Source organism: Domibacillus indicus (genome assembly GCF_000970685.1).
Lineage (GTDB): Bacteria > Bacillota > Bacilli > Bacillales > Domibacillaceae > Domibacillus > Domibacillus indicus.
In genome coordinates this window covers 24,831-47,105 of record NZ_LAJB01000019.1, presented here as the reverse complement: position 1 = coordinate 47,105, position 22,275 = coordinate 24,831, and the positions used below count along the sequence as shown (strand labels likewise).

Below are 22,275 nucleotides of genomic sequence, written 5' to 3'. Positions count from 1 at the left end.
ATTTATTCTGTTAAAAAAGGAGAATTAAACTTGAAAGAATCCGCAGAAGCAGCAAAACAAAAGGTTAAAAAGCAATTCGGGCAATCGGCGGAGCAGTATGTGACCAGCAGCACCCATTCTACCGGGACAGATTTGTCTCTGCTCCAGGAATGGCTGCAGCTTGCACCCGATTCTGTCGTATTAGATATCGCAACAGGAGGCGGCCATGCAGCGAAAGCACTGGCCCCTTATACAGCCCGGATTTACGCTACAGATTTAACAGTAGAAATGCTTGAAGCAGCGAGAAAGCATTTGGATCAATATGCTGATAATGTTTTTTATATGGCAGCAGATGCTGAAGCTCTGCCGTTTTTATCTGATACATTTGATGCGGTTACATGCCGAATCGCCGCCCACCATTTTCCAAACCCGGATTTATTCGTAAAAGAAGCGGCTCGTGTGTTAAAACCCGGCGGCCGGTTTATTTTGATTGACAATATCTCGCCGGAAGACAAATTGCTAGACACCTTTGTAAATCAGCTTGAATCATTGCGTGACCCAAGCCACGTCCGCAGCTACGCTGTGTCAGAGTGGAAAGAATGGCTGAATAAATCAAATTTAAACATTGTGAATGAGCAAGTACGCAGAAAAATACTTGGCTACCCGGAATGGGTGCGCCGGACAGCTTCTTCTGCCGAGCAGATTCAGAAGGTGGATGCTCATCTTCATTCCGCTGACCAGGCAGCGGCCAGCCACTTCTCTATCCAAATCCATAATGGCAGCATTCATTCATTCGAACTCGATGAGTGGATGGTAATGGCTGAGAAAAAAGAAAGATAAAATAAAAGGAGGGCCTTCTGTACTTGAGGTCCTCCCTTTATTTTTTTCGGTACCTTCTTTCGGGGCGCCCAATCGTTCCATATAAAATATCGACCTCCACCTCTTCCTTTGAAACAAGATATTCTAAATAACGACGAACCGTCGAATGGCTTGCTCCGATGGCTTTCGCCGTTTCTTCCGCATTGATGCTGCCGGTCATTTGCTTCATGTGGGTACGGACCTTTTTTAAAGTATGCTTGTCGATTCCTTTAGGCAGCTCACTCACTTGATTTAACGCATTTAGAGAGAGACCGGAGCCGTTCATTCCAAAAAAACGGTTCACATCTCCTTGTTCCATGACAGCGGAATGAGACAGTTTATTTTTTGTTTCTTTGTATTGTTCCAATGTAGAGAGAAACTGATTAATCATAATCGGCTTCATCATGTAGCTAAAAGCGCCTCCTCTAATAGATTCGCTGACAGTATGCACATCATTTGCTGCCGTGATCATAATTACATCCACACTTCTTATTTCTTTGCGGATTTCCCAGAGCAAATCGGTCCCTTTCATATCTGGCAGAAATACATCGAGCAAAATAAGATCCGGGGTAAAAACATTTAATAAGTCCAATGCCTGCTTTGCCGTGCTTGCAGAAGCGATAATTTGAAAGCCGGGAACTTTTTGAATAAATTTTTGATAAATATTCACCGTTGTCTCATCATCTTCAATGATCATCACATTTATTGTCAGCATATTTAATCCCCTTTTAGCTTTATCATTTTGGAATGGTAATGGTGAATTGAGCACCACTGCTGCCTCCTTCAGAAATATAAATATCCCCTTTTAGTTTCTGCAGTGTATGTTGAACAATTGCCAGGCCTATTCCGTGATTCTCTCCCTTTTTTGTTGTAAATCCTTCTAAAAAAATGTCCTCCTGCTGCTCTGGCGGAATACCGGGACCATTATCTTCAATATCAAAAACAATATCGTCCCCAAAATCCGTGAATGAAACGTTTACAAAAGCTTCTTCACCCATAAACCGGCTTGCCGCCTCCATTGCATTATCAATGACATTGCCCAATACCGTTACAAATAGTTTTGTATCCAGCGAAGGAGGCACAAACGAAAGATTGCTGTTTTCATCAATAACAAGCTTCACTTTCATTTCTTTTGAGCGATGTATTTTGCCGAGAAGACAAGCAGCAATATAAGGATCTTTCACTGATGAAGTTAAAAAAACGACTATATCCTGACGTTCTTTTACTTCACCCGCTATAAAAGCCCTTGCTTCATCGTACTGCTCCAATTCCATTAACCCATAGATTGTATTTAACTTATTTAAATATTCATGATTTTGAGCCCGGATATTGTCTGTAATACTTTTAACGGCTGATACCTCCTTCTCTAACTTTTCGATCTCTGAAACAGGGCGGATTGTTAAGACAGCACCGTCTGTTTTGGCATTTTGCCAAATAGGAGAGCTATCTACTACATAGAGCTGGTGATCAAACAGTATTTGCTGGTGAATAATACTTTTTCCTTGCTTTATAACAGAAGCCGCCATATCGACTAACCGTTTATTCGTTATTTTTCCATCCGGCTCAATTTGATTTTCCAGCAATTTTCTTGCTCTTTTGTTTATCGACGTTATTTTATGGTTCCTGTTTACAGCGATTGTTGCATCACGTATAGATTCAAGCGTCGCTTCTTTTTCTTTAAATAAAAATGAAATTTCTTCCGGCTCAAGATCAAATATTAACTTTTTCACGCGCCTGGCAATAACAGTGGCGCCGGTTACGCCAAGCAGGCTGATAAACAGCGCTAAAATAAGAAGTTTAAATTGGTATTCGTCCATTCTTTTTTCCGCTTCAGCCGTTAAAAAACCAACCGATGCAACCCCGATCACTTCTCCCTTTTTATCAAAGATCGGTGTTTTCGCTTTAATTGCTGAACCCGATATACCGGTTCCTTTATAAATAACCGATTTTCCTTCTTTAATTGTCAGGCTGCTGCTTGTCCCCATTTTTTTGCCAATGTTTTCTTCAAGATGATGGGAATAACGGATATTTTCCTTGTTTCCGATTACCACGTACCCCGCACCAGTTGCTTTTCTTATTTCTTCAGCAATCGGCTGAATCTGTATAGATGGTTCTGCCTTATTAAAAGCTTCAATAATTTTGTTCTTTTGAGCTGCCATCTTTGCTACTGTCATTGCCTGGCTTCCCAGTGCTTCTTCTGTCAGCTCATCGATTACCGCCATAGAGATAGCGCTTACAAAAAGAACTGTTAAGCAGACAACAGCTGAAATAAGAAAGATCATTTGAGTGAGAAGTTTTGGCTGTTTAAAAAAAGCTGTCATCTGATTCCCTCTTTCCGGCCTTGTGCGCCAATCTTCTTTTTCATTAATTCGATATTTTTAATCCGTTGTCAACATTTCGTTCATTTTATCCATAAAATTTATTATCTGATTTTTTAAAAAGTCAAAGTGCCGTTTAGCTTTGCAATGGTATTTAATGATCTTTCAGGAGAAATTGTAATAGCTGATTCAGCGAAAGCAGCCTTGAGGGGACTTTACGGAAGTTGCAGCTATCCCACACTTATCCTGTTAACAAAAAAAAGGGTTTTGCCAAAGAAATAAGTTCCTTTGGCAAAACCCTTTTTGCTGTTTCTTTACCAGGATGCAATTGCTCCATCCGCTCTTGTTTCTGTACCGGCACAATAAACACCGGTTTGGGCATTGCGGATGATGATTTGCCCCCGGCCGAACGGCGTAGCGTTATAACTGAACGAAACGTTATGTCCGAGCCGGTTTAGCTGCTGGGCTCGTTCCTCACTGAATGCCGGCTCCAGCAGCAGCTCTTTTTTCTTTATCCATTGCCACCTTGGCGCATCAAGCGCCGCTTGTGGGTTTAATTGAAAATCAATCATATTCATGAGCACCTGCACATGCCCCTGCGGCTGCATAAAGCCCCCCATTACCCCAAACGGGCCAACCGGCACGCCGTTTTTCGTTAAAAAGCCCGGAATAATAGTATGATAGGTTTTTTTGCCGCCTTCAAGCGCATTTTGATGAGCCGGATTCAGCGAAAAATTATGGCCGCGGTTTTGCAGGCAGATCCCTGTTCCCGGCACCACCACCCCTGAGCCGAAATCGGTATAGCTGCTTTGAATAAAGGAGACCATCATCCCGTCCTCGTCTGCTGCCGCTAAATAAACAGTTCCACAGTACGGCGGTTCACCCGGGGCAGGCTCGGATGCTTCGGGACCGATCAGCGCTCGTCTTTGTTCAGCATACTCCGCTGCTAAAAGACCGGCTTCAGATGCTGTCATCCGTGAGCGGTCTGTTATGTACTTTTCGCCATCTGCAAACGCCAGCTTCATCGCTTCAATCGGTTTATGGTATGAATCCAGTTCCTCTTTCGCTGAGAATGAAAGGCCATTCAGCATGTTCAGCGCCATCAGCGCGATCATTCCCTGCCCGTTCGGCGGCAGCTCCCATACTTCATAGTCCCGGTATCTTATAGAAACAGGATCGACCCACTCGGGCTGGTACCGGGCTAAATCCTCTTCGGCCAGAAAGCCGCCCGATGACTGAATGTGGGCAGCCACCGCTGCAGCTGTTTCGCCCCGGTAGTAATCCTCGCCCCCTGTTTGAGCAATGGCACGCAGCGTCTTTGCATGGTCCGGTGATCTCCATATCTCCCCTGCCAGCGGAGCACAGCCCTCTGGCGCGAAAACACGAAACCATTCTTCGAAGACAGGTTCTGTCAGCGCTTTCTTAAACTCCTTGCAGGCTTCCTGCCAGTGAGCAGCTACAACGGGTGAAACAGCGTATCCATGCTCCGCGTAGTAAATGGCAGGCTCAAACAGCTGCTCAAACGGAAGCCGTCCGAATTTTTTTGATAGAGCTGCCCAGGCAGAGGGAGCCCCGGGAACTGTGATTGGTTCAACGCCATGCTTGGGCATTTCTTTATGTCCCCTTTTGTTTAACTCATCAATAGAAATAGAATGCGGAGCCGGTCCGCTTGCATTGAGCCCGTGCAGCTTCCCTTCGCGCGATACAATCGCAAAGGCATCGCCTCCCAGGCTGTTTGATGTCGGCTCTAAGACGGTCAGGCAAGCCGCCGCGGCAATAGCGGCATCTACCGCATTGCCGCCTTTTTTCAGCATATCAAGCCCGGCCTGTGCCGCTAATGGCTGCGCCGTCGCTACAACACCACGGCGGGCAAAAACCGGCTCCCGCTTTGTCCTGTAAGGATTATAATGCACATCTGTATTCATCTCATCTCTCCTTTGCCTTATGCTTCGATCGGAGCTTTTACTGCCGGCTTCATGTAACAGTCAAGTGCTGCCTGCACTGCTTCACCCCGGTTTACCGGCACCCCCTGGCGGATTAAAACAGCTTCAAGCGCACCCAGCACCGCCAGTACATTTTCCCGGCGACAGCTGTAGCCCATTGTGCCAATCCGCCAGATTTTCCCGTGGAGCGGACCGAATGAGCTGGCAATTTCAATGCCAAACCCCTCCAAAAGCATGCTTCGGACAGAATCCGCTTCAACTCCTTCAGGAACTTTTATGCAGGTAACAGTCGGCAGCTTTGCCTCCTTTTGTCCAAATAATTCGAGGCCCATTCCCTTAATTCCTGCTATCAGGGCTTTTTCATGGAAAGCATGGCGTTCAAACCGTTCCTCAAGCCCTTCTTCAAGCAAAATTCTCAAGCCTTCACGAAGAGCATACAGCATTGACGTGGCTTCAGTGTGATGGTTGAGTCGGCGGGGACCCCAGTAATCCTGAAGCATGCCAAGGTCAAAGTAATTGCTGCGGATAAAAATGTCACTTTGCTGTTTTAATTCTTCTTCCGTTGCAATGCCTCTTTCTGTTTTTTTGCGGCTTGCAATGCGCTTTTCAACCCTGTCATTATAAGTAAGCGGTGCCATGCCGGAAGGAACGGACAAACATTTTTGCGTGCCGGCGATTACACCGTCAATACACCATTCGTCTACTCTTACCTCCGTACCGCCAACAGAAGCGACCGCATCTACAATAAAGAGAATATCCCGCTCGCGGCATGCATGACCGATTTTCTTCAGCGTCTGCATGCATCCGGTTGAGGTTTCCGCATGCACCATCGCCACAATGCTCGGTTTTGTTTCCTCTATTTTTCGAATAATTTCAGCCGGCTCAAAAACGGTTCCCCATTCTGTGTAGACAGCTTCTACTTCCGCGCCGTACCGTTCGCAAATCTCCATTAACAAATGTCCGAAGCGGCCATAAACCGGCACAAGCACACGGTCTCCAGGACGGATTACACTGGCCAGCATCGCTTCAATGCCTGACCGCGAGGTGCCATCTACCGGGAATGCCCATTTATTTTTTGTTTGAAACAAAGCGCGGAGCATCTCCATTACTTCGTTCATAATATCGGTGAACGCCGGGTCAAACTGGCCGACGACCGGCGTGGCCATGGCCCGCAACACACGCGGGTCTACCTCTGCCGGGCCCGGTGTCATAATTGTGCGGATCGGTGTGTTTAAATCTCTATATGTCATTCCATTTTCCTCCTTACGCATAAGCGAGCGCGTAAAGCTCACCCATAAGCATTTGAATCCCTTTTTCAAGATCCTCCGGTGCCGTCCATTCATCAGGCGAATGACTGATTCCATTTCGGCTTGGCACAAATAACAGCATCGTCGGACAATAGCCGCCAAATACCTGTGAATCATGGCCGGCTCCGCTGATTACTGTTTTGTAAGATAATCCCAACCGCTGTGCTTGCCGGGCAGCCGACTCTGCCAGGCGCTTATCTAATGCCACTGGTTCAATACTCATCCATTTCTCTATTTTCATTGCCACGCTGCGCGCTTTAGCCTGCGTTTCAAATTCCATTAGTTTTTGTTCAAACCGGTCCAAAACTGATGAGTCGTAGTGCCGGGCGTCAAGACTGCATTCCGCCTCCCCCGCAATAACATTCGGCATATTCGGTTTCACGGCTGCTTTACCGACTGTAGCAACAAAGGATTCATCCAGTGCTTCTGCTTCATTCGATAGAAAAACAGTCCACTCCGCCATTAAACGCATAGCATCCCTGCGCATCGACATTGGCGTTGTTCCGGCATGGTTGCTTTCACCCTTAAAGTGGACGGTATACCGGCGCTGTCCCACAATGTGGCTGACAATCCCAATTGATTTTTTCTTTCTCTCTAAAACAATGCCCTGCTCAACATGGATTTCGACGAATGCTTTTGGTTTTCGCCGTTCAACCGGTATAAGTTTGGCGCCAAAGCCCGCTTCTTCCATTGCCGCCTTTAGCGAAATCCCGTCTTTGTCGTAAATATGCTCTGCCTGATTCAAGTTATAACGGCCCGTGATCCATCCCGATCCCCAGAAGGTAAGGGGAAAACGGCTTCCTTCTTCTTCAGCCAGCGAAACAATATCAATCGTCCGTTTCGGCGGTCCATATTGCTCATATAAACGTTCAACAGCCAATAAGCTGGCCACAATCCCATAAGCACCGTCAAATTTTCCTCCATCGATTACCGTATCCACATGAGAGCCTGTTAGAATAACGGATTCCGGCTCTTCTATACCAATGCGCCGGCCGAATAGATTGCCCACTTCATCAAACCGGGCATCCAGTCCCTTCGCCTGCATAAGCTTTTTTAAAGCATGCTGCGCTTCAAGCCATGCGTCTGAATACAAGAGCCTCGTTACGCCGCCGCTTTTGCTGCCTCCGAACGCCGCCAGCCATTCCAGCATCTCATTCGCCGTCTTAAATCCATAATCTGCTTCCTGTACTGGAATTGTCACATAATTGCCCCCTTCTTCTGCATCGTATTTCTTCCTCTTTTTCTACGTTAATTTATATTTGTATGCTTCATCGCCGTTTCAACCATCCGCATCGCTGCCTGCTGTGCTTTAACTGCCAGCTTCTGTTCATCAATATGAATGAGCCGCCCGTTTTCTACTACTACTTTTCCCCCTACAATTGTTGTGTGCACTTGAGGAGTTCCTGTTAAAATGGGCAGGGCCGCATCGTCAAACAGCGCGCCGGCATACTCAAGACGATTCGTATCAATCATGAATAAATCAGCCGCTTTTCCGGCTTCAAGCGATCCGATGGCATCTTCCCAGCCTAATACTTCTGCGGAGCCATTTGTTGCTGTTGACAAGCATTCTTCTGCAGACAGAGCGTTTATCCCCTGCTGATGCTTATGAAGAAGGTTCATTATCTTTAATTCAAGAAGCATGTTTGATGCATCATTCGACGCCGAACCATCTACGCCAAGCCCTGCTTTCACACCTGCTCTTTTCATGTCGAGGATGGGAAAAGCACCTGAAGAAAGCTTCATATTGCTGCTTGGGCAGTGAGCAACTCCGCATCCGCATGAACCCATGGTTTGCATTTCATGCTGATTAAACCAGATTCCATGCGCGTACCAGACATCACTGCCGACCCAGCCCGTTTCTTCCATTAATTCTAACGGCCGAAGTCCCAGCTTTTCGCGGCAAAACCTTTCTTCATCTTTTGTTTCGGCTAAATGGGTGTGCATACGCACTCCGTAGCTTCTTGCCAGATGAGCGGATTCTTTTAATAATGATTTGCTGACTGAAAATGGGGAGCACGGCGCAACGCCAACCCGCAGAAATGAAAATTTGCTTGAATCATGGTATCTTTCAATGACACGTCTCGTATCCCGTAAAATGATCTCTTCTGTCTGAACCACTTCATCTGGCGGCAGACCGCCCCGTGACCTGCCTAAACTCATCGAGCCTCTTGTGGGAAAGAAACGGACGCCAAGGTCACGGGCTGCCCGGATTTCTTCATCAATCAGCTCGCCGCTTATGCCGTTTGGAAAAACATAAAAATGATCCGCCACAGTTGTACAGCCGCTTTTTAATAATTCACCCAGGCCGGTCATGGCACTTAAATAAACATCCTCCGGTTCAATATGACGCCAAATGTCATAAAGCGTAAGCAGCCAGTCAAATAATTCGCAGTCCTGCGCTCTCGGAATATTCCGTGTAAAAGTTTGATACAAATGATGGTGGGTATTGATCAGGCCCGGATAAACAATTTTATCCCGGGCATCAATAACCGTATCTGCTGTTTCAAAGGGAATAACGGAACCAATGGCTTTGATTTCCTGCCCCTCTATATAGATGTTTCCGCGCGGGTACTGGCGGCGCTTTTCATCCATTGAAATAATATTTCTAGCGTTTTTGATTAACAATGTCTTCATGTAATCTCCTCAATTCATTCACCACTGGAAAAGAAAAACCTTAGTATCCGGGAGAAACTAAGGTCTTTCCAATTCGTTCTTATTCATGGCCCGGTAAAAATTCGGTTGTGAAAATCTCGCTTGTCTCAAAGTCTTCCTCAAGCAGCCCGATATCAAGAAGCTGGTTTTTCAATGTATCCCAGCGCTCTTCCGTCATATAGCCGATTCCATGCTCAGCGGCATCCTTGCCGTAAACATATTCATGCTGCGTTTCTGTTTCAAAGTTCAATGCCTCAAGCTCAATATTTGGATTTTCACCGATAATCACTTCATTAATCTTGTCAGATGATTCTTCGTATGACTTCCAGCCTTTTATATAGGATTCAACAAACTTCTCGACGGTTTCTTTATTGCTCTCCAAATAGTTCTTTGTGGTAAACAGCACGACATTGTACGGGTCATAGCCCGACTCCGAGACGAGCAGTGTTTCAACCGGTACATTTTCCTGCTCCATGAAAAACGGTTCTGAAGTAACGAACGCCTGGGTCACCGATGTTTTACTGTCGATAAAATTCACATGCTGGCCGTTGTAGCCCAGTTCCGTCGCACCGCTTAAATCATATTTGTTTTTCAAGAAGTCCCAGTAGGTAATGCCGGGCTGAACAAATACTTCACGGCCGTTCAAATCCTCGAAGCCTTGAATGTCTTCTCCCTTGTGAAACATAAAGGCCTGAGGGCTTCCCTGCATGGTGGCAGCGAGCGCAACAAGTTCAATTCCCTGATTGCGCGCAATCAGCATCTGGTCCGCATGTGCAAGGCCAAACTGTGCATCGCCGGCGGAAACAATTTGTACAGGCGATACTTGCGGGCCGCCCGGTTCCACCTCTACATTTAATCCGTTTTCCTCAAATGTTCTTTCTTCAACTGCACTGTATACGCCGCCATGCTGGGATTTCGGGAACCAGTTTAGCACCAGCTTTACGTCTTCTATTTTCCCTTCCGCACCGGCTGGCTCGCTTTCTGTATTCGAGGCGCTTTCCTCTCCGCATGCCGCAAGCATTAAACTCACTGCCATCATCGAAGCAAGCAGCCCTTTTTGTTTCCATTTTCGAATCTCCATTCCATTTCCTCCTCTATCTATCTCTTTATTTTTCTGATTTCATTGCTGATTCATGCCAGCTGCCAAGCATCATTTTTGAGAACAGGCTGACGAGCAGATAAAAGCTGATTCCCAGGATCGCTGCCGCAATTCCACATGAAAACAAAAACGATGTTTTTACTTGAATGGCTGCGACTGTAATGGCATAACCCAGGCCGCCATTTCCGCCGCCTATTCCCGCTACATATTCACCGACAATAGCGCCGACGATGGACAATGTACAGGAAATTTTCAGTCCGGCCATGATGTAAGGCATGGCTGCTGGAATGCGGAGCTTCCACATTCTTTGCCACTTTGATGCATTGTACAAAGTAAAAAGCTCATCCATGTTTTTATCAACGGAATTTAAGCCCATTAATGTATTGGAGATAACCGGGAAAAACCCGATTAAAAAAGAAATAACAACAATAGAGTTAAAGCCGGCGCCAAACCAGATGACCACAATCGGAGCTACCGCCACGACTGGGATGGTCTGCAAAATGATCGCATATGGATAAATGCTTCGCTCCAGTATTTTGGAACTGGCCAAAAGAACAGAAACACCGATGCCTATTACAGCGCTTAGCAAAAAGCCGATCACTGATTCAAAAATCGTAATGCGGATCGCTTCTCCAAGCAAAGCCCAATCAGATACCGTTGCCTCTAAAACGTCTGTTGGCTTCGGCAGAATATAATGGGGAAGACCCAGAGCAAGAGGGATCAGCTGCCACATTGAAATAAACAAAATAAATGCAACGATGGGACCGAGATACATTTCTTTAAATGTCGTACCCAGTGGCTTATTCTTTTTTCCTGCGGCTGCTAACGCATTTTGCTTCTTCGTTATTTCCATTTCCGACATTGCCATTTAAACTGTCTCCTTTCGATGTTCATGATTTTCAAGACTGGCCGAGGCAATATCAACATATTTTGAAAAAGCAGGATCTGTTCTCATGCCCAATTCACGAGGGTATGGAAGGTTTACATCAATGACCGATGAAAGTCTTCCCGGGCGAGCAGACATAACTGCAATTTTAGAAGATAAAAAGACGGCTTCATATACGTTGTGTGTCACAAATAAAACGGTCATTTTTTCTTTTTCCCATATATCGAGCAGCTCCATCTGCAGGGTCTGCCGGGTGATTTCATCCAGGGCTGCAAAGGGTTCGTCCATGAGCAGAAGCTTTGGTTTAGCTGCAAGCGCACGGGCAATGGAGACACGCATTCTCATTCCGCCGGATAGCTGTCTCGGGTATGATTTGAGATGGTCTTTTAATCCGACCATCTCCAGCACTTTGACTGCAGCTTCTTGTTTCTCTTTTTTATTCCCGCCGCGAAGCTCAAGCGGCAGCAGAACATTATCAAGCACACTGCGCCATGGAAGCAGGTTGGCGTCCTGAAACACAAAAGCGATGTCATTTGTATTTTTAATAAGCTCTTCCGGCGTTTTATCAAAAACGGTCACTTCGCCTACTGTTGGAGAGCCAAGTCCGGCTACCATTCTCAGCGCAGTAGATTTTCCGCATCCAGAAGGCCCAAGAAAGCTGACAAACTCTCCTTCTTCCACCGAAAAGTCAAAATGATTAAGAGCAATCGTACCGGTATTATAGATTTTGCTGACATTTTGAAAATAAACGGCCTGCTTTTGTTTGGTCGTCATGTCGCTCTCTCCTCCTAACTCAATTCTTATTTAAAACGGCATTCTCTATCTATGTAATATCTATTAACATCATATTCACAGACAAGATGAACCTCAATGTGCATTATCACTAAATATTATTCATCTTGTTAGCAGTAAAATAGAAAAGAGGCGTAATCCTTGTTGGATTACGCCTCTTTATGTAAGATAATATAACAATATTTATTTTGAGCTGGCACACTGTATCGCCCGAACAATCCCGCCATAGCCTGTGCAGCGGCATAAGTTCCCTGAAAAAGCTTTTTGGATATCCGCCTGATCCGGTTTTGGATTCGAGTCAAGAAGGCATTTCGCCGCCATTATCATTCCCGGTGTACAATAGCCGCATTGAAAGCCCCCTTCTTCAAGAAACGCTTCCTGAATCGGGTGCATTTGTTTTCCATCTGACAGCCCTTCAATCGTTACAACCGAAGCGTCTTCAAGCTGATAGGCAAGAATAAGGCATGAAACCGCCAATTTTCCATTCAGCAAAATCGAGCAGGCCCCGCACCGGCCGATACCGCATGAAATTTTAGTTCCCGTCTGGTTTAGTTCGTTACGAATTACATCGACCGCTCTCATCACTGGAGAGATATTTAATTGAACGGTTTCCCCATTTAACAGAAAAGACACAGGCATTGCCTCTGTTTTTTCTGCTGTTTGATGATTAACTTTCATAGAGAACACTCCTTTCAATTGATTGCAGTAATGCTTCCGGCTTAACCGGCAGCCGGCTGACCCTCAAGCCGACTGCATCATAAATAGCACTGGCAATGGCCGGGGCTACCGCGACCGTTCCAATTTCCCCCACACCGCGCGGTCCATAATGATCTTCAGCCGGCAGCGATTCGATTGCTCTCACCTGCAAGTTAAAAGGCACATCCACAATTCCTGGAATTAAGTAGGAATCAAAGTTTTCCACCGCATAATGGCCCTCTGTCATCGTAACATCTTCCATCAGCGTATAACCAAGCGCCATCACGCCGCCTCCTTCAATTTGTCCTATATAGCCCATTTCGTTGACGACCGGCCCGGCTGCTGTTGTCTGGTGCAGGCCGGTTACACGTATTCTGCCCGTTAAAAGATCTGCCTCCACCTGAGCAACGACACCACTGTATGTGTATAAAAAATGGGCTGAATCAATTGGATCGGGCGAAACCGGAAAATCGAATTGTGCAGCAACAACAATCGGCTCCTCGCCTGCTGCCAGCTCCTGAAAGGACAGTTTGTATTCTCCATTTACCTGAATACCACCCGGGCCGACTGAGAGCCGCTTTTCTTCTATCCCTGTTTTTCGCGCTGCCCGGGCCAGCAATTTTTGCAAAAACGGTTTTTTCAGCCGCTGAAGCGAATGCCAGACCATGCTCGTTCCCCGCGAAGCGGTAGTAGAGCCGGATGACGGTACAAGCGACGTATCACCAATTATGATGGAAATATCCTCCTTCGCGCAGCCCAGCTGCCCGGCCGTGATGGCTTCAATAACAGCAAGGATTCCCTGGCCTGCTTCCTCAAAGCCAAAAGCAATTTCAATTTTTCCATCTTCTTTAAATGACAGGCGCCCGCCGGCAGGATCCAGCCGTCCAAACCCAAGTCCGCCGCCGTGCATCGTCACAGCCATCCCTACGCCCGTCCGCTTCCACGTATCTTGTTTTAAAGGCAGCCGTTTTTTCTCCGCATACACTGCAGCGGCTGATTCCAGCACATCCAAAGCGCCATCTGTTTCAACGATTCTCTGCCCAAGCGGCCCGGGATCTTGTTTGCTCCGAATATTAAGACGCCTCACTGCTATACCATCCATGCCAATAGCCTCGGCCAGGCGGTCAATTTGCCCTTCAAGAGCGAACGTAACCTGGTTCCCTCCAAACCCGCGAAATTCTCCAGAAACACCGTTATTGGTAAAAACGGAAATACCCTTTGTGTCAACAGCCTGGATCATATACGGACCGGCCGCATGCTCAACAGCAAAATCCAGAATGGCCGGTCCAAGCGTCGCATAAGCGCCCGTATCGGCCACAATTCTTGTTTGGTGGGCACGCAGCCTCCCCTCCCGGTCAATTCCTGTTTTCATCGTAATCTTCATCGGGTGGCGTTTAATGCTTGAACGCATCGATTCCTGCCTTGTCTGGTGGATTTTCACCGGTTTTCCGGTTTTCAATGCGAGCAGAGCACCATACGGCTGGATGTTGAGTTCATCTTTCCCGCCAAACGATCCTCCCATCGGGCTCGATACAATCCGAATGCGTTCTGCCGGCATCCCCAAAATCCGGGCCAGCTGAAACTGGTCTTTAAATCCATGCTGCGTGCCCACATAAACAGTAAGACTGCCGTTCTTTTCCGGCACAATGACCCCGCCTTCTGTTTCCATATATGCATGCAGCTGGCGCGGTACTTGATACGTTTCTTCAACAATTTTTGCACATTGGGAAAATTCTTTTTCAATATCCCCTTTTTGGAATCCTGCACGATGAAGAACATTGCCGTCTGGATGAAGAAGCGGCGCTGTTTCTTCCAGCGCTTTTTCCGGGCAGTCCAGAACGGGCAGAGGCTCATATTGAATTCCTATCAGTTCAAGCGCCCGGGCGGCGATCTCAATAGAGTCGGCCGCCACAGCCGCTACAGCATCTCCAACATATCGTACAATATCCTTGCATAATACCGGCTGATCCGGTGTTACGATACCAAACCCATTTAAGGCAGGTACATCTTTATGTGTAATGACCGCCTGAACACCAGGCAGACGCTGTGCTTCATCAGTGGAAATGGAAAGAATACGGGCATGCGGGTAAGGGCTTCTTAAAATTTTCCCGTAGAGCATATGCGGGAACGATAAATCTGTCAGGTACTTCATTTTCCCTGTTACTTTCGCTTTTCCATCCGGCCGGATATTTTTTTTCATCCTTATGCTCCTTTCTCCAGCTTTATAGAACAGACTGCAGCTCCCTGACAAGAAGGTTCGCTGCCACAGTCCTCCGGTAATCCGCTGATGCGAAAACGTCGCCAATCAGGGCTGACTCCTTTTTGATACGGCTGGCAAGACCAGACATGAAGCCGTCTGTCAGCTGCTTGCCGCTTACCATTTCTTCACATTCCTTTAAACGCATCGGTGTATTAACACCGCCCCCAACCGCCATCCGAATCATTTTAACTGTATTTGAACCGGTAACTTCCACGTACATCGCAACAGTCACAACAGACGGAATAAACGCTTCTCTTCGCCCGACTTTGTGAAAAAAACAGCGGCCTTTTACAGGAGAAGGAATGATAATATCGGTTAAAATAGCTCCTTCCTCCGGAGCTTCTTTTCTATCAACGAAGCCAGCAAGCGGCTCAGACTGAATACCACCCTCACAAAACCAGGAGAGGCGCGCATCCAGCGCCAGCAAAATTGGAATAGCGTCCCCGACACCATAAAGAATATTGCCGCCAAGCGTGCCCCGGTTTCGCACAGCCGGCGAGGCAATCGTGCCAGCTGCTTTCCCTAAAACAGGGCACTTCCTTTTTATCAATGAGTGGGTGCGACATGTCTCCAGGTCGGTCAGCGCACCGATTCGAATGGACCGGTCCACCGTCTCTTCAATATCTGCCAGTTCACGAATCCGCTCCAGGCTGATTAAATGAGGAGGAAATGCAATTCCCTGCTCCCGCTGCATTTGCATAAGCGTTCCTCCGGCAATAAACCGGGATACGCCATCAAGCTCTTTTTTTAATGCCCGGGCCTCTTCCAGGCTCACCGGCTGCCAGACAGATGTTGATGTCGCCGTTAACGCAGCCACCATTCCTCTCCCTCCTTACCGCTTCTTTGTAATCTTTCTTTGTATCGATATCAAAAAAGGAATAGTCTCTTTTCCTCTCAATCATAATGCCCCTGCAGGCAAAAGACGGCTGCTTCAGCAAATTTCCCGCCCCCCGGTCCCCCTCCAGTTTCTGAAGCTCTGCAAAAAGATGCCTTGAAAAAAGCACCGGCGGCCGGGCAATATCGTGGAAACGCGATGAAACAAATGCCGGCTTCCTTGCGTTATACATATCTATCAGCTCATTAATTAAACTCGAATTAACAAACGGCTGGTCTGCCAGAAGAATCACGGCGGCCCCTGCACCCGCGTTTTCAGCTGCTTTCAAACCGGCTGCCAGTGAATACGCCTGACCTCGGGAAGCATCCTTACAAACTGTTTGCGACCAATTTCTTTCCCTCAAAAAATCAGGCTGTATCCAGCAGGCTTCCTCTTCTTTTTTTCTGACAACAACCACATGGTCAAGTCTGGAGGAAAGCGCCGCCCTGAGTGTTGCTCCCCCAATCGTTGTATCACCAAGCGGCAGCAGCAGCTTGTTTTCGCCCATCCGGCGGCTGCTGCCAGCTGCGAGCAAAATACCGATAATCGGACTGTTCATATGCAGGCCGCTTCTTTCACGGAAACCGCATGGCTCACTTCAATAAGCTGGGCGACAATGCTGATCGCAATTTCTTCTGCTCCCTGAGCCCGAATGGCTAAACCGGCCGGCGAGGAAACTCCTGAAGGAACAGTGTCTGCCCCAAACAAGCGGGCGGTTCTTTTCTCCGAACCAAGTACACCAAGATACCTCAGTTCCTTCTTTGCCAATGCGCATACCAGCTCCTGATCCCGTTTGAAATTATGAGTCATGACTACAACGCAATCATCTGATTTCAGCTTTAATTGGCCGAGCACCTCATGCGGAAAACCGACAATACGGGTTTCTGCAGATGGAAAATGATCTGCTGTGCAAAAAGCGGGGCGCCAGTCAGCAACCGTAACCGAGAACCCGGCACCGGCCGCAAATGAAACGAGCGGGCGCGCATCGGGACCTGCTCCAAATACAACCAGCCTTCGCTTTGGGCGAATTCGGTGTACATACACATCGCTTTTCAGCGCTTTGCTGAAAAACATCCCGCGTTCAAGCACCCGGCCATTGTCCGGTATGCCGCCTTCCCAATGCCCGAACGCCTCTCCTGACTCGGGAACAAACAAATAACCCGGACGGTCACCCCGCTTTTTTATCATTAATACAGACTGGCCTTCCTGAAGTAATTTTTTTAATTGAAGCAAATGCGTTAGATGTGCCTCAGTCAGCTTTTCAGTCCATATGTGAATAACTCCATTACAGCCTGAACCTTCCCCCCAGGAAAACTCATCCTCACCGCGCATATCATATATAAGCTCCCTATACAGCTCATCATTTTCTTCCAGCCGCCCGGCCAGATCTTCCTCCAGACAGCCGGCGCTCAGCAAGCCCACCTGCGTTCCATCCGGCTTAAATAACATTGCTGCTCCTTCCTTTTTATAAGCAGAGCCGGTGACTTTAACGATCATTGCCAGTACACCTCCAGCCGAAGTATTGCTAATGGCATCCAGCACATCATGAATTTCCTCCATAACGATGTTCCCCCCTCTAAGATTTGCTGTGCTAAAAAAGGGCGCTGATTTAAAAATCATTGCCCTTTTTGTCAGCTTCCTCTATACACTTGATAACCCCAAGGCGAAATAAGAAGCGGAATATGATAATGAGCCGCGGATGCTGACAGGCTCACCCGCACCGCCACCCGATTTAAAAACGGCGGGCTGCCGGCAGAAACTTCTTTCCGGCCAAAATAATCACCAATATAATATAAAAGCTCGTACTCTCCTTCTTCAAAATCCGCTTCTGCCACCAGAGGTTTATCCACCCGGCCATCGCGGTTGGTGACGGATTGTGCGATGATCCTCTTTTCTGATTCGGTCTTTACAAAATAAACATCCACCTCGACTCCTGATGCCGGCTGTCCGTGCGTTAAATCTAAAATATGTGTAGTCAATGCAGGCATTCACTCGGCTCCTTTTCAGCAGCAACAATGTCCCTTATTCGGAAATGAGCGATCTTAAATACTTCATTTAAAGCCGTATCAAATTCCGTTTTTTTATCATTTTCCAGACGCTTTTCCATATTCATGCTGATCTCTTCTTTCGATTTGCCACGGACAGCGATAATAAAAGGAAAATCAAACTTTTCTGTATAAGCTTTGTTCAGCATTGAAAACTGTGTAAATTCACCTTCTGAAAGAGCCGTTAAACCCGCACTGGCCTGCTCTTTCACGGAGGAATCTGTCATCTTTATTCTTGCTCCAAGGTTCGGATGATTGCGCAGCAGTGCCAGCTGATCAGAAACGGATGATTCGCGCACAATCAAAACCATCTGCTCATGCAAGGATCGAATCGAGGAAAACGGACGGCTATGGGCTGCCCGTTCTGCTACCCAGAGGGAATGCTCATATACCCCGCCAAAATGCTGGACGAAGGAAGACTTTTTCATTTCATTAACGAATTGGATTGTCAGCAAGCTCGACACCTCTTCTCTTTCTTTTGTGTAATGTTAAATAACATAATAAATATTTTACAAAGGGGTATCTCTATTGTCATTAGTTAAAACAACTAAATAATAAATTATTTTATATTTTTATAACAAAACATACTCAATTTGTGTTATATTTTATTACACAAAATGTTTTTTGGAGGGATTCGGTGAAACTAAAAACACTGCTTAATCAGGCTCCTTTTCAAGATATGAAATGGATTGCGGGTGAAAAAGGAGCTTTAAACGATATTACCAATGTAACGATGATGGACGCTCCGGATATTCTCCCTTACTTAAAGCCGAACGATTTGCTTGTTACCACAGGCTACCATGTCAAAGACGATTCTGATAAGCTGATTTATCTTATCGACCAAATGGCCCGCAAGCATTGTGCCGCTCTGTTTATAAAAACAAAACGCTTTTTCGGCCAGCTGCCTTCTGAAGCAATCCAGCTTGCCAATCGCCTTGAATTCCCTATCGTTGAAATTCCTGAAAACTGGTCACTCGGTGAAACAGTCAATCAAATGCTCAATGTTATTCTTGACAAGCGGACAAGTGAATTGCACAGTGCCATTGAAACACATAAGCTGTTCTCAAGCCATATCATGGGCGGCAAGGGCTTGAATGCACTGCTCGCTAATTTAACGGAATTGACCGGGCACCGTGCTTTTTTGTGCACGTCTTATTTCTCTCTTCTTGCCGGAGACCGCCAGTTGTCCGATGTTCTTTCTCTTTTAAAAGAATGGTCGTCACAGCATGGCTCTTTCTTATCGCCGGGCTCTGCTTTCTCTACTTTTACTACGCTCGCCGCTGAAAAAACCTATACGCTGTTTCCCGTTTATGCACACAAGAAAAATGCAGCGCTTCTCCTGCTTGAAGGAGCAATTTATCCACAGGAACACGTTAAACTGCTGACCATTGAGCAGGCGCTGAATGTTATATCATTTGAGCTTTTAAAAGAGGATGCTGTCAAACAGTTTACACGGCGCATCCGCAATGAATTTTTCTTAAACTTTTTAGATGATGCTTTTTCAAGTGAAGAAGAATCTGTCAGCCGCGCAAAGGAATTTGATCTGCCGCTGAAGCAAAAATATATTTGCGCCGCCGGGCGGATCGATGCGCCCGAGGAAGAGTGGTCCTATTATACAAATCAGAAAGAACTTGATGAAATTTGTCATTTTTTCGAAAAAGAGCTGCATACAATGGACGTTCCCTGTCATTTATTCACAAAAGGCGAAACATTAATTTTGCTTTTAAAAGCTCCTGACCATATTAAAGACACTCACTCGTTCACAGCTTCGTTTTTACATAAGCTCCAAAACCGCCTGAGCCGCGAGCATAAAATAACCATGTCCTTTGGTGTCAGCCATCTTTGCTCTTCCCTTTTATTTGTTCGCCAGGGTTATAAAGAAGCGCGTGATGCTTTGAAAACCAACAGGCTGTCCAGCGGGCCTTCTTCCATCCACTTTCACCGGACAAAAGATGTAAATGAGCTGTTAAGGCTTTTGCCCGCAAAGGATTTAATTCAATTTTACAAGCATACTACCCAGCAGCTGAAGCTGAGCAATTTAGAAGAAGAGAAATCGCTGCTTGATACACTGTTTGTGTATATGGAAAGCCACTGCCACATTTCCGAAACCGCCAAGCGGCTGTTTGTGCACCGCAACACAGTCGTATACAGGCTGGAAAAATGCGAAGAGCTGCTCGGTATTTCGTTAAAGGATCCTGATTTTTCCCTGCAGGTGCGTCTCGCTTTGCGTATAAAGCACTTATTGAATGCATAAAAAGCCCGGAGATTCTTTCTCCGGGTTTCAGAGTGTAGACAAAGTTAGAAAGCAGGCTGATTGAAAACGTTTGTCTTTCCAGGAACGCCGCCGGCTGGGAAGCGGAGTGACCGTTTGGGGGTCATGAGCATTCACAGACGGCAAGTGACGCCGAAAGCAAGCGTTTGTCAACAGCCTGAAGCCCGGAGATTCTTTCTCCGGGCTTTTTACATATAGTAATAATAGCGTTCATCTGTTTTTTCTTTCTCAGGAAAGGCTGGGATTCCAATACGACGGATAATAATGGCACTAAGGGCCAGCTTTAGCTGGTCATCACTTAATTCATCCATCAAATAAACAGGCGCCGTTATTTTTTGATTGCTTAAAAGCTGAATAGCCAGTGTCAAAAATGTGCTGCTGCCATTGGCTGCATCCGCATCCGGGCTGGAAAGTGTGTCCGTCCATAAAAAACGGCCATCCTTTAAATGAATATATGGATTGAGCGTTTTCCTCAGCGTACGGTCTCCTGTCACTAAAAATACAAAAGCAAGCTTTGACCGGTCTGCCTGCTGCATAGCGGGCATCGAGGCCCTTGCCAGCTCAAAACGGCTTTTATGCTGTTCGTTTAAAAACTGTACATTCATTATGCGGCCTCCTTGTAATCGTTGGTGTTTTTATTTAATCATGATTTTGAACCTCCGGCAGAATGTGCGTAAGATTTTCTTACAGATAAGTTGAATTGCTTCTGCCAGACCCTTATGATCAACTTATCTTTTTCGTATATCCTTAACAATATGGGTTAAGGGTCTCTACTCGGAACCGCAAATTCCCGGCTACGAAAAAATAAGCAGCATCGCTTATTTTTTCGCAGCCTTTTTTATTTGACTGGAGGGAATAAAATGGAAAGCTTATTGATCAAAAATGCACAGATTATCACAATGAACGCAAGGGAGGAAATTATCAAAGGGGATCTTTATATTAAAGATGGCCGGATCAGCTCGATCGGCGCCTCTTTCAGCGGCACAGCAGCGGATCACATAATTGATGCATCCGGCCGGACAGTCATTCCCGGGTTTGTCCAAACCCATATTCACCTGTGCCAGACACTGTTTAGAGGAAAAGGGGATGATCTCGAATTAATGGACTGGCTGAAAAAAAGAATATGGCCGCTTGAAGCTTCTCATGATGAAGAATCTATTTACTATTCAGCCATGCTCGGTATCGGGGAACTCCTGCAAAGCGGCACTACAACCATCGTTGATATGGAAACGGTCAGCCACACCGATTTTGCGTTTCAAGCCATTGCGGAAAGCGGCATCCGCGCCCTGTCCGGCAAGGTAATGATGGACAAAGGAAATGAGGTCCCGGCCGGCCTTCAGGAAAAAACAGCTGCATCCATTCAAGAAAGTGTTGGTTTATTAGAGAAATGGCACATGTATGACAGCGGCCGCATTCAATATGCGTTTTCCCCAAGGTTTGTCGTTTCCTGCACAGAAGAGCTGCTGCGAGAAGTGCAGAAGCTGTCTGCTCACTACAATGTTAAAGTACATACCCATGCTTCCGAAAACAAAGGGGAAATCGCCATTGTCGAGCAGGAAACCGGCATGCGCAATGTTGTTTATCTCGATCATCTCGGCCTTGCCAACGAGCGGCTTATTTTGGCACACTGCATCTGGCTCGATGAACAGGAAAAGCGGATTATTCGAGAGCGCGGTGTCAATGTCAGCCACTGCCCCGGATCAAACTTAAAGCTCGCTTCCGGTATCGCTGATATTCCCGGGCTGCTTAACGACGGCTCCTCCGTCAGCCTCGGGGCCGACGGAGCTCCCTGCAACAATAATTTGGATATGTTTAACGAAATGCGCCTTGCTGCTCTTATTCAAAAACCGATTTATGGCCCAACCTGCATGAACGCCCGCGCTGTGTTTAAAATGGCGACTATTGGCGGCGCCCGCGCTGTCGGAATGGATCATGAAATCGGCAGTATTGAAATCGGCAAGAAAGCAGACCTGGCCATCTTAAATTTAAACAGCTTTCATACATTCCCCTCCTATGATGTGGACCCCATTTCCCGCATCGTTTATTCGGCAACACGCGCGGATGTGGAAACAACCATTGTTGACGGCAGGGTAGTAATGGAAAACGGCCGCATGAAAACAATCAACAAAGAAACCGTGCTGAAAGAAGCAGACGCTTCCATTAAACGTCTGCTCAGCCGGACCGCTATTTTACAGTAAGATGCACTCCCGGGGCGGTAAATTTTACTTTAGGGCGGTTATCGAATTGCCCGGGGCGGCAACAGCATTTACCGCCCTAAATGCAATTTATTCCGC

At 46.7% G+C, this 22,275-nt stretch carries 20 protein-coding genes and 1 riboswitch; of the genes, 3 read left to right on the top strand and 17 right to left on the bottom strand.

Going from position 1 to position 22,275, the window contains the following annotated elements:
* The first annotated feature begins 30 nt into the window (after positions 1–30).
* The gene (locus tag VP98_RS16305; protein ID WP_046176445.1) at positions 31–819 is read left to right on the top strand and encodes a class I SAM-dependent methyltransferase; all 789 of its coding nucleotides are present in this window, start codon (positions 31–33) and stop codon (positions 817–819) included.
* Positions 820–856: 37 nt separating this feature from the next.
* On the opposite strand, the gene VP98_RS16300 is transcribed toward VP98_RS16305, so the two are convergent.
* The 16 genes from VP98_RS16300 to uraD form a co-directional block, all read right to left on the bottom strand.
* Complete coding sequence (locus tag VP98_RS16300) at positions 857–1,552, bottom strand: response regulator (RefSeq protein WP_046176460.1); 696 nt, start codon at positions 1,550–1,552, stop codon at positions 857–859.
* Between the two features lie 22 nt (positions 1,553–1,574).
* On the bottom strand, positions 1,575–3,158 hold the full coding sequence (locus tag VP98_RS16295) for an ATP-binding protein (RefSeq protein WP_046176444.1): 1,584 nt from the start codon (positions 3,156–3,158) through the stop codon (positions 1,575–1,577).
* Between the two features lie 311 nt (positions 3,159–3,469).
* On the bottom strand, positions 3,470–5,080 hold the full coding sequence (locus VP98_RS16290) for a gamma-glutamyltransferase family protein (RefSeq protein ID WP_046176443.1): 1,611 nt from the start codon (positions 5,078–5,080) through the stop codon (positions 3,470–3,472).
* Positions 5,081–5,097: 17 nt separating this feature from the next.
* Positions 5,098–6,348: a pyridoxal-phosphate-dependent aminotransferase family protein gene (locus tag VP98_RS16285; protein WP_046176442.1), complete on the bottom strand. Its 1,251-nt coding sequence runs from the start codon at positions 6,346–6,348 to the stop codon at positions 5,098–5,100.
* A 13-nt stretch (positions 6,349–6,361) separates the two neighbouring features.
* On the bottom strand, positions 6,362–7,606 hold the full coding sequence (locus tag VP98_RS16280; protein ID WP_046176441.1) for a Zn-dependent hydrolase: 1,245 nt from the start codon (positions 7,604–7,606) through the stop codon (positions 6,362–6,364).
* Between the two features lie 47 nt (positions 7,607–7,653).
* Positions 7,654–9,039 carry an 8-oxoguanine deaminase gene (locus VP98_RS16275; protein ID WP_046176440.1) on the bottom strand — a complete coding sequence of 462 codons (1,386 nt, stop codon included), beginning with the start codon at positions 9,037–9,039 and terminating at the stop codon, positions 7,654–7,656.
* Positions 9,040–9,118: 79 nt separating this feature from the next.
* A complete protein-coding gene (locus VP98_RS16270) occupies positions 9,119–10,138 on the bottom strand; it encodes an ABC transporter substrate-binding protein (RefSeq protein ID WP_046176439.1) in 1,020 nt (339 codons plus the stop codon).
* A gap of 25 nt (positions 10,139–10,163) precedes the next feature.
* Entirely contained in the window at positions 10,164–11,018 is an 855-nt protein-coding gene (locus VP98_RS16265) for an ABC transporter permease (RefSeq protein ID WP_046176459.1), read from the bottom strand.
* Positions 11,019–11,024: 6 nt separating this feature from the next.
* The gene (locus VP98_RS16260; RefSeq protein WP_046176438.1) at positions 11,025–11,816 is read right to left on the bottom strand and encodes an ABC transporter ATP-binding protein; all 792 of its coding nucleotides are present in this window, start codon (positions 11,814–11,816) and stop codon (positions 11,025–11,027) included.
* 201 nt (positions 11,817–12,017) lie between these two features.
* The gene (locus VP98_RS16255) at positions 12,018–12,512 is read right to left on the bottom strand and encodes a (2Fe-2S)-binding protein (RefSeq protein WP_046176437.1); all 495 of its coding nucleotides are present in this window, start codon (positions 12,510–12,512) and stop codon (positions 12,018–12,020) included.
* On the bottom strand, positions 12,502–14,730 hold the full coding sequence (gene pucD / locus VP98_RS16250) for a xanthine dehydrogenase subunit D (protein ID WP_046176436.1): 2,229 nt from the start codon (positions 14,728–14,730) through the stop codon (positions 12,502–12,504). Before pucD ends, VP98_RS16255 begins: the two co-directional genes overlap by 11 nt.
* A gap of 22 nt (positions 14,731–14,752) precedes the next feature.
* Positions 14,753–15,610: an FAD binding domain-containing protein gene (locus VP98_RS16245; protein WP_046176435.1), complete on the bottom strand. Its 858-nt coding sequence runs from the start codon at positions 15,608–15,610 to the stop codon at positions 14,753–14,755.
* Positions 15,525–16,223 (bottom strand): NTP transferase domain-containing protein, encoded by a 699-nt coding sequence (locus VP98_RS16240; RefSeq protein WP_052712281.1) that lies wholly within the window; start codon positions 16,221–16,223, stop codon positions 15,525–15,527. The genes VP98_RS16245 and VP98_RS16240 overlap by 86 nt, the downstream gene beginning before the upstream one ends.
* A complete protein-coding gene (locus VP98_RS16235) occupies positions 16,220–17,224 on the bottom strand; it encodes an XdhC family protein (RefSeq protein WP_046176434.1) in 1,005 nt (334 codons plus the stop codon). The genes VP98_RS16240 and VP98_RS16235 overlap by 4 nt, the downstream gene beginning before the upstream one ends.
* Positions 17,225–17,295: 71 nt before the next feature.
* Positions 17,296–17,652, bottom strand: a complete 357-nt coding sequence (uraH, locus tag VP98_RS16230; RefSeq protein ID WP_046176433.1) for a hydroxyisourate hydrolase — start codon at positions 17,650–17,652, stop codon at positions 17,296–17,298.
* Entirely contained in the window at positions 17,640–18,164 is a 525-nt protein-coding gene (gene uraD, locus VP98_RS16225) for a 2-oxo-4-hydroxy-4-carboxy-5-ureidoimidazoline decarboxylase (RefSeq protein ID WP_407919229.1), read from the bottom strand. Before uraD ends, uraH begins: the two co-directional genes overlap by 13 nt.
* 182 nt (positions 18,165–18,346) lie before the next feature.
* Between uraD and VP98_RS16220 the strand changes: the two genes are divergently transcribed.
* On the top strand, positions 18,347–19,963 hold the full coding sequence (locus VP98_RS16220; protein WP_046176432.1) for a PucR family transcriptional regulator: 1,617 nt from the start codon (positions 18,347–18,349) through the stop codon (positions 19,961–19,963).
* A gap of 206 nt (positions 19,964–20,169) precedes the next feature.
* On the opposite strand, the gene VP98_RS16215 is transcribed toward VP98_RS16220, so the two are convergent.
* Positions 20,170–20,586, bottom strand: coding sequence for a hypothetical protein (locus VP98_RS16215; protein ID WP_046176431.1), 417 nt, complete (start codon positions 20,584–20,586; stop codon positions 20,170–20,172).
* Positions 20,587–20,698: 112 nt separating this feature from the next.
* Positions 20,699–20,798: riboswitch (purine riboswitch) on the top strand.
* A 43-nt stretch (positions 20,799–20,841) separates the two neighbouring features.
* On the opposite strand from VP98_RS16215, the gene VP98_RS16210 reads away from it, so the two are divergent.
* Positions 20,842–22,179 (top strand): 5'-deoxyadenosine deaminase, encoded by a 1,338-nt coding sequence (locus tag VP98_RS16210; RefSeq protein WP_046176430.1) that lies wholly within the window; start codon positions 20,842–20,844, stop codon positions 22,177–22,179.
* Positions 22,180–22,275: the final 96 nt, after the last annotated feature.

What these genes read in the sequence shown, in the direction of transcription:
- VP98_RS16295 (WP_046176444.1), bottom strand. Translation starts at nt 3,158, where the DNA reads ATGACAGCTTTTTTTAAACAGCCAAAACTTCTCACTCAAATGATCTTT.
- VP98_RS16300 (WP_046176460.1), bottom strand. Translation starts at nt 1,552, where the DNA reads ATGCTGACAATAAATGTGATGATCATTGAAGATGATGAGACAACGGTG.
- VP98_RS16245 (WP_046176435.1), bottom strand. Translation starts at nt 15,610, where the DNA reads ATGGTGGCTGCGTTAACGGCGACATCAACATCTGTCTGGCAGCCGGTG.
- VP98_RS16270 (WP_046176439.1), bottom strand. Translation starts at nt 10,138, where the DNA reads ATGGAGATTCGAAAATGGAAACAAAAAGGGCTGCTTGCTTCGATGATG.
- VP98_RS16240 (WP_052712281.1), bottom strand. Translation starts at nt 16,223, where the DNA reads ATGAACAGTCCGATTATCGGTATTTTGCTCGCAGCTGGCAGCAGCCGC.
- VP98_RS16265 (WP_046176459.1), bottom strand. Translation starts at nt 11,018, where the DNA reads ATGTCGGAAATGGAAATAACGAAGAAGCAAAATGCGTTAGCAGCCGCA.
- VP98_RS16235 (WP_046176434.1), bottom strand. Translation starts at nt 17,224, where the DNA reads ATGGAGGAAATTCATGATGTGCTGGATGCCATTAGCAATACTTCGGCT.
- uraH (WP_046176433.1), bottom strand. Translation starts at nt 17,652, where the DNA reads ATGCCTGCATTGACTACACATATTTTAGATTTAACGCACGGACAGCCG.
- VP98_RS16255 (WP_046176437.1), bottom strand. Translation starts at nt 12,512, where the DNA reads ATGAAAGTTAATCATCAAACAGCAGAAAAAACAGAGGCAATGCCTGTG.
- VP98_RS16215 (WP_046176431.1), bottom strand. Translation starts at nt 20,586, where the DNA reads ATGAATGTACAGTTTTTAAACGAACAGCATAAAAGCCGTTTTGAGCTG.
- VP98_RS16260 (WP_046176438.1), bottom strand. Translation starts at nt 11,816, where the DNA reads ATGACGACCAAACAAAAGCAGGCCGTTTATTTTCAAAATGTCAGCAAA.
- VP98_RS16290 (WP_046176443.1), bottom strand. Translation starts at nt 5,080, where the DNA reads ATGAATACAGATGTGCATTATAATCCTTACAGGACAAAGCGGGAGCCG.
- VP98_RS16285 (WP_046176442.1), bottom strand. Translation starts at nt 6,348, where the DNA reads ATGACATATAGAGATTTAAACACACCGATCCGCACAATTATGACACCG.
- VP98_RS16275 (WP_046176440.1), bottom strand. Translation starts at nt 9,039, where the DNA reads ATGAAGACATTGTTAATCAAAAACGCTAGAAATATTATTTCAATGGAT.
- VP98_RS16210 (WP_046176430.1), top strand. Translation starts at nt 20,842, where the DNA reads ATGGAAAGCTTATTGATCAAAAATGCACAGATTATCACAATGAACGCA.
- pucD (WP_046176436.1), bottom strand. Translation starts at nt 14,730, where the DNA reads ATGAAAAAAAATATCCGGCCGGATGGAAAAGCGAAAGTAACAGGGAAA.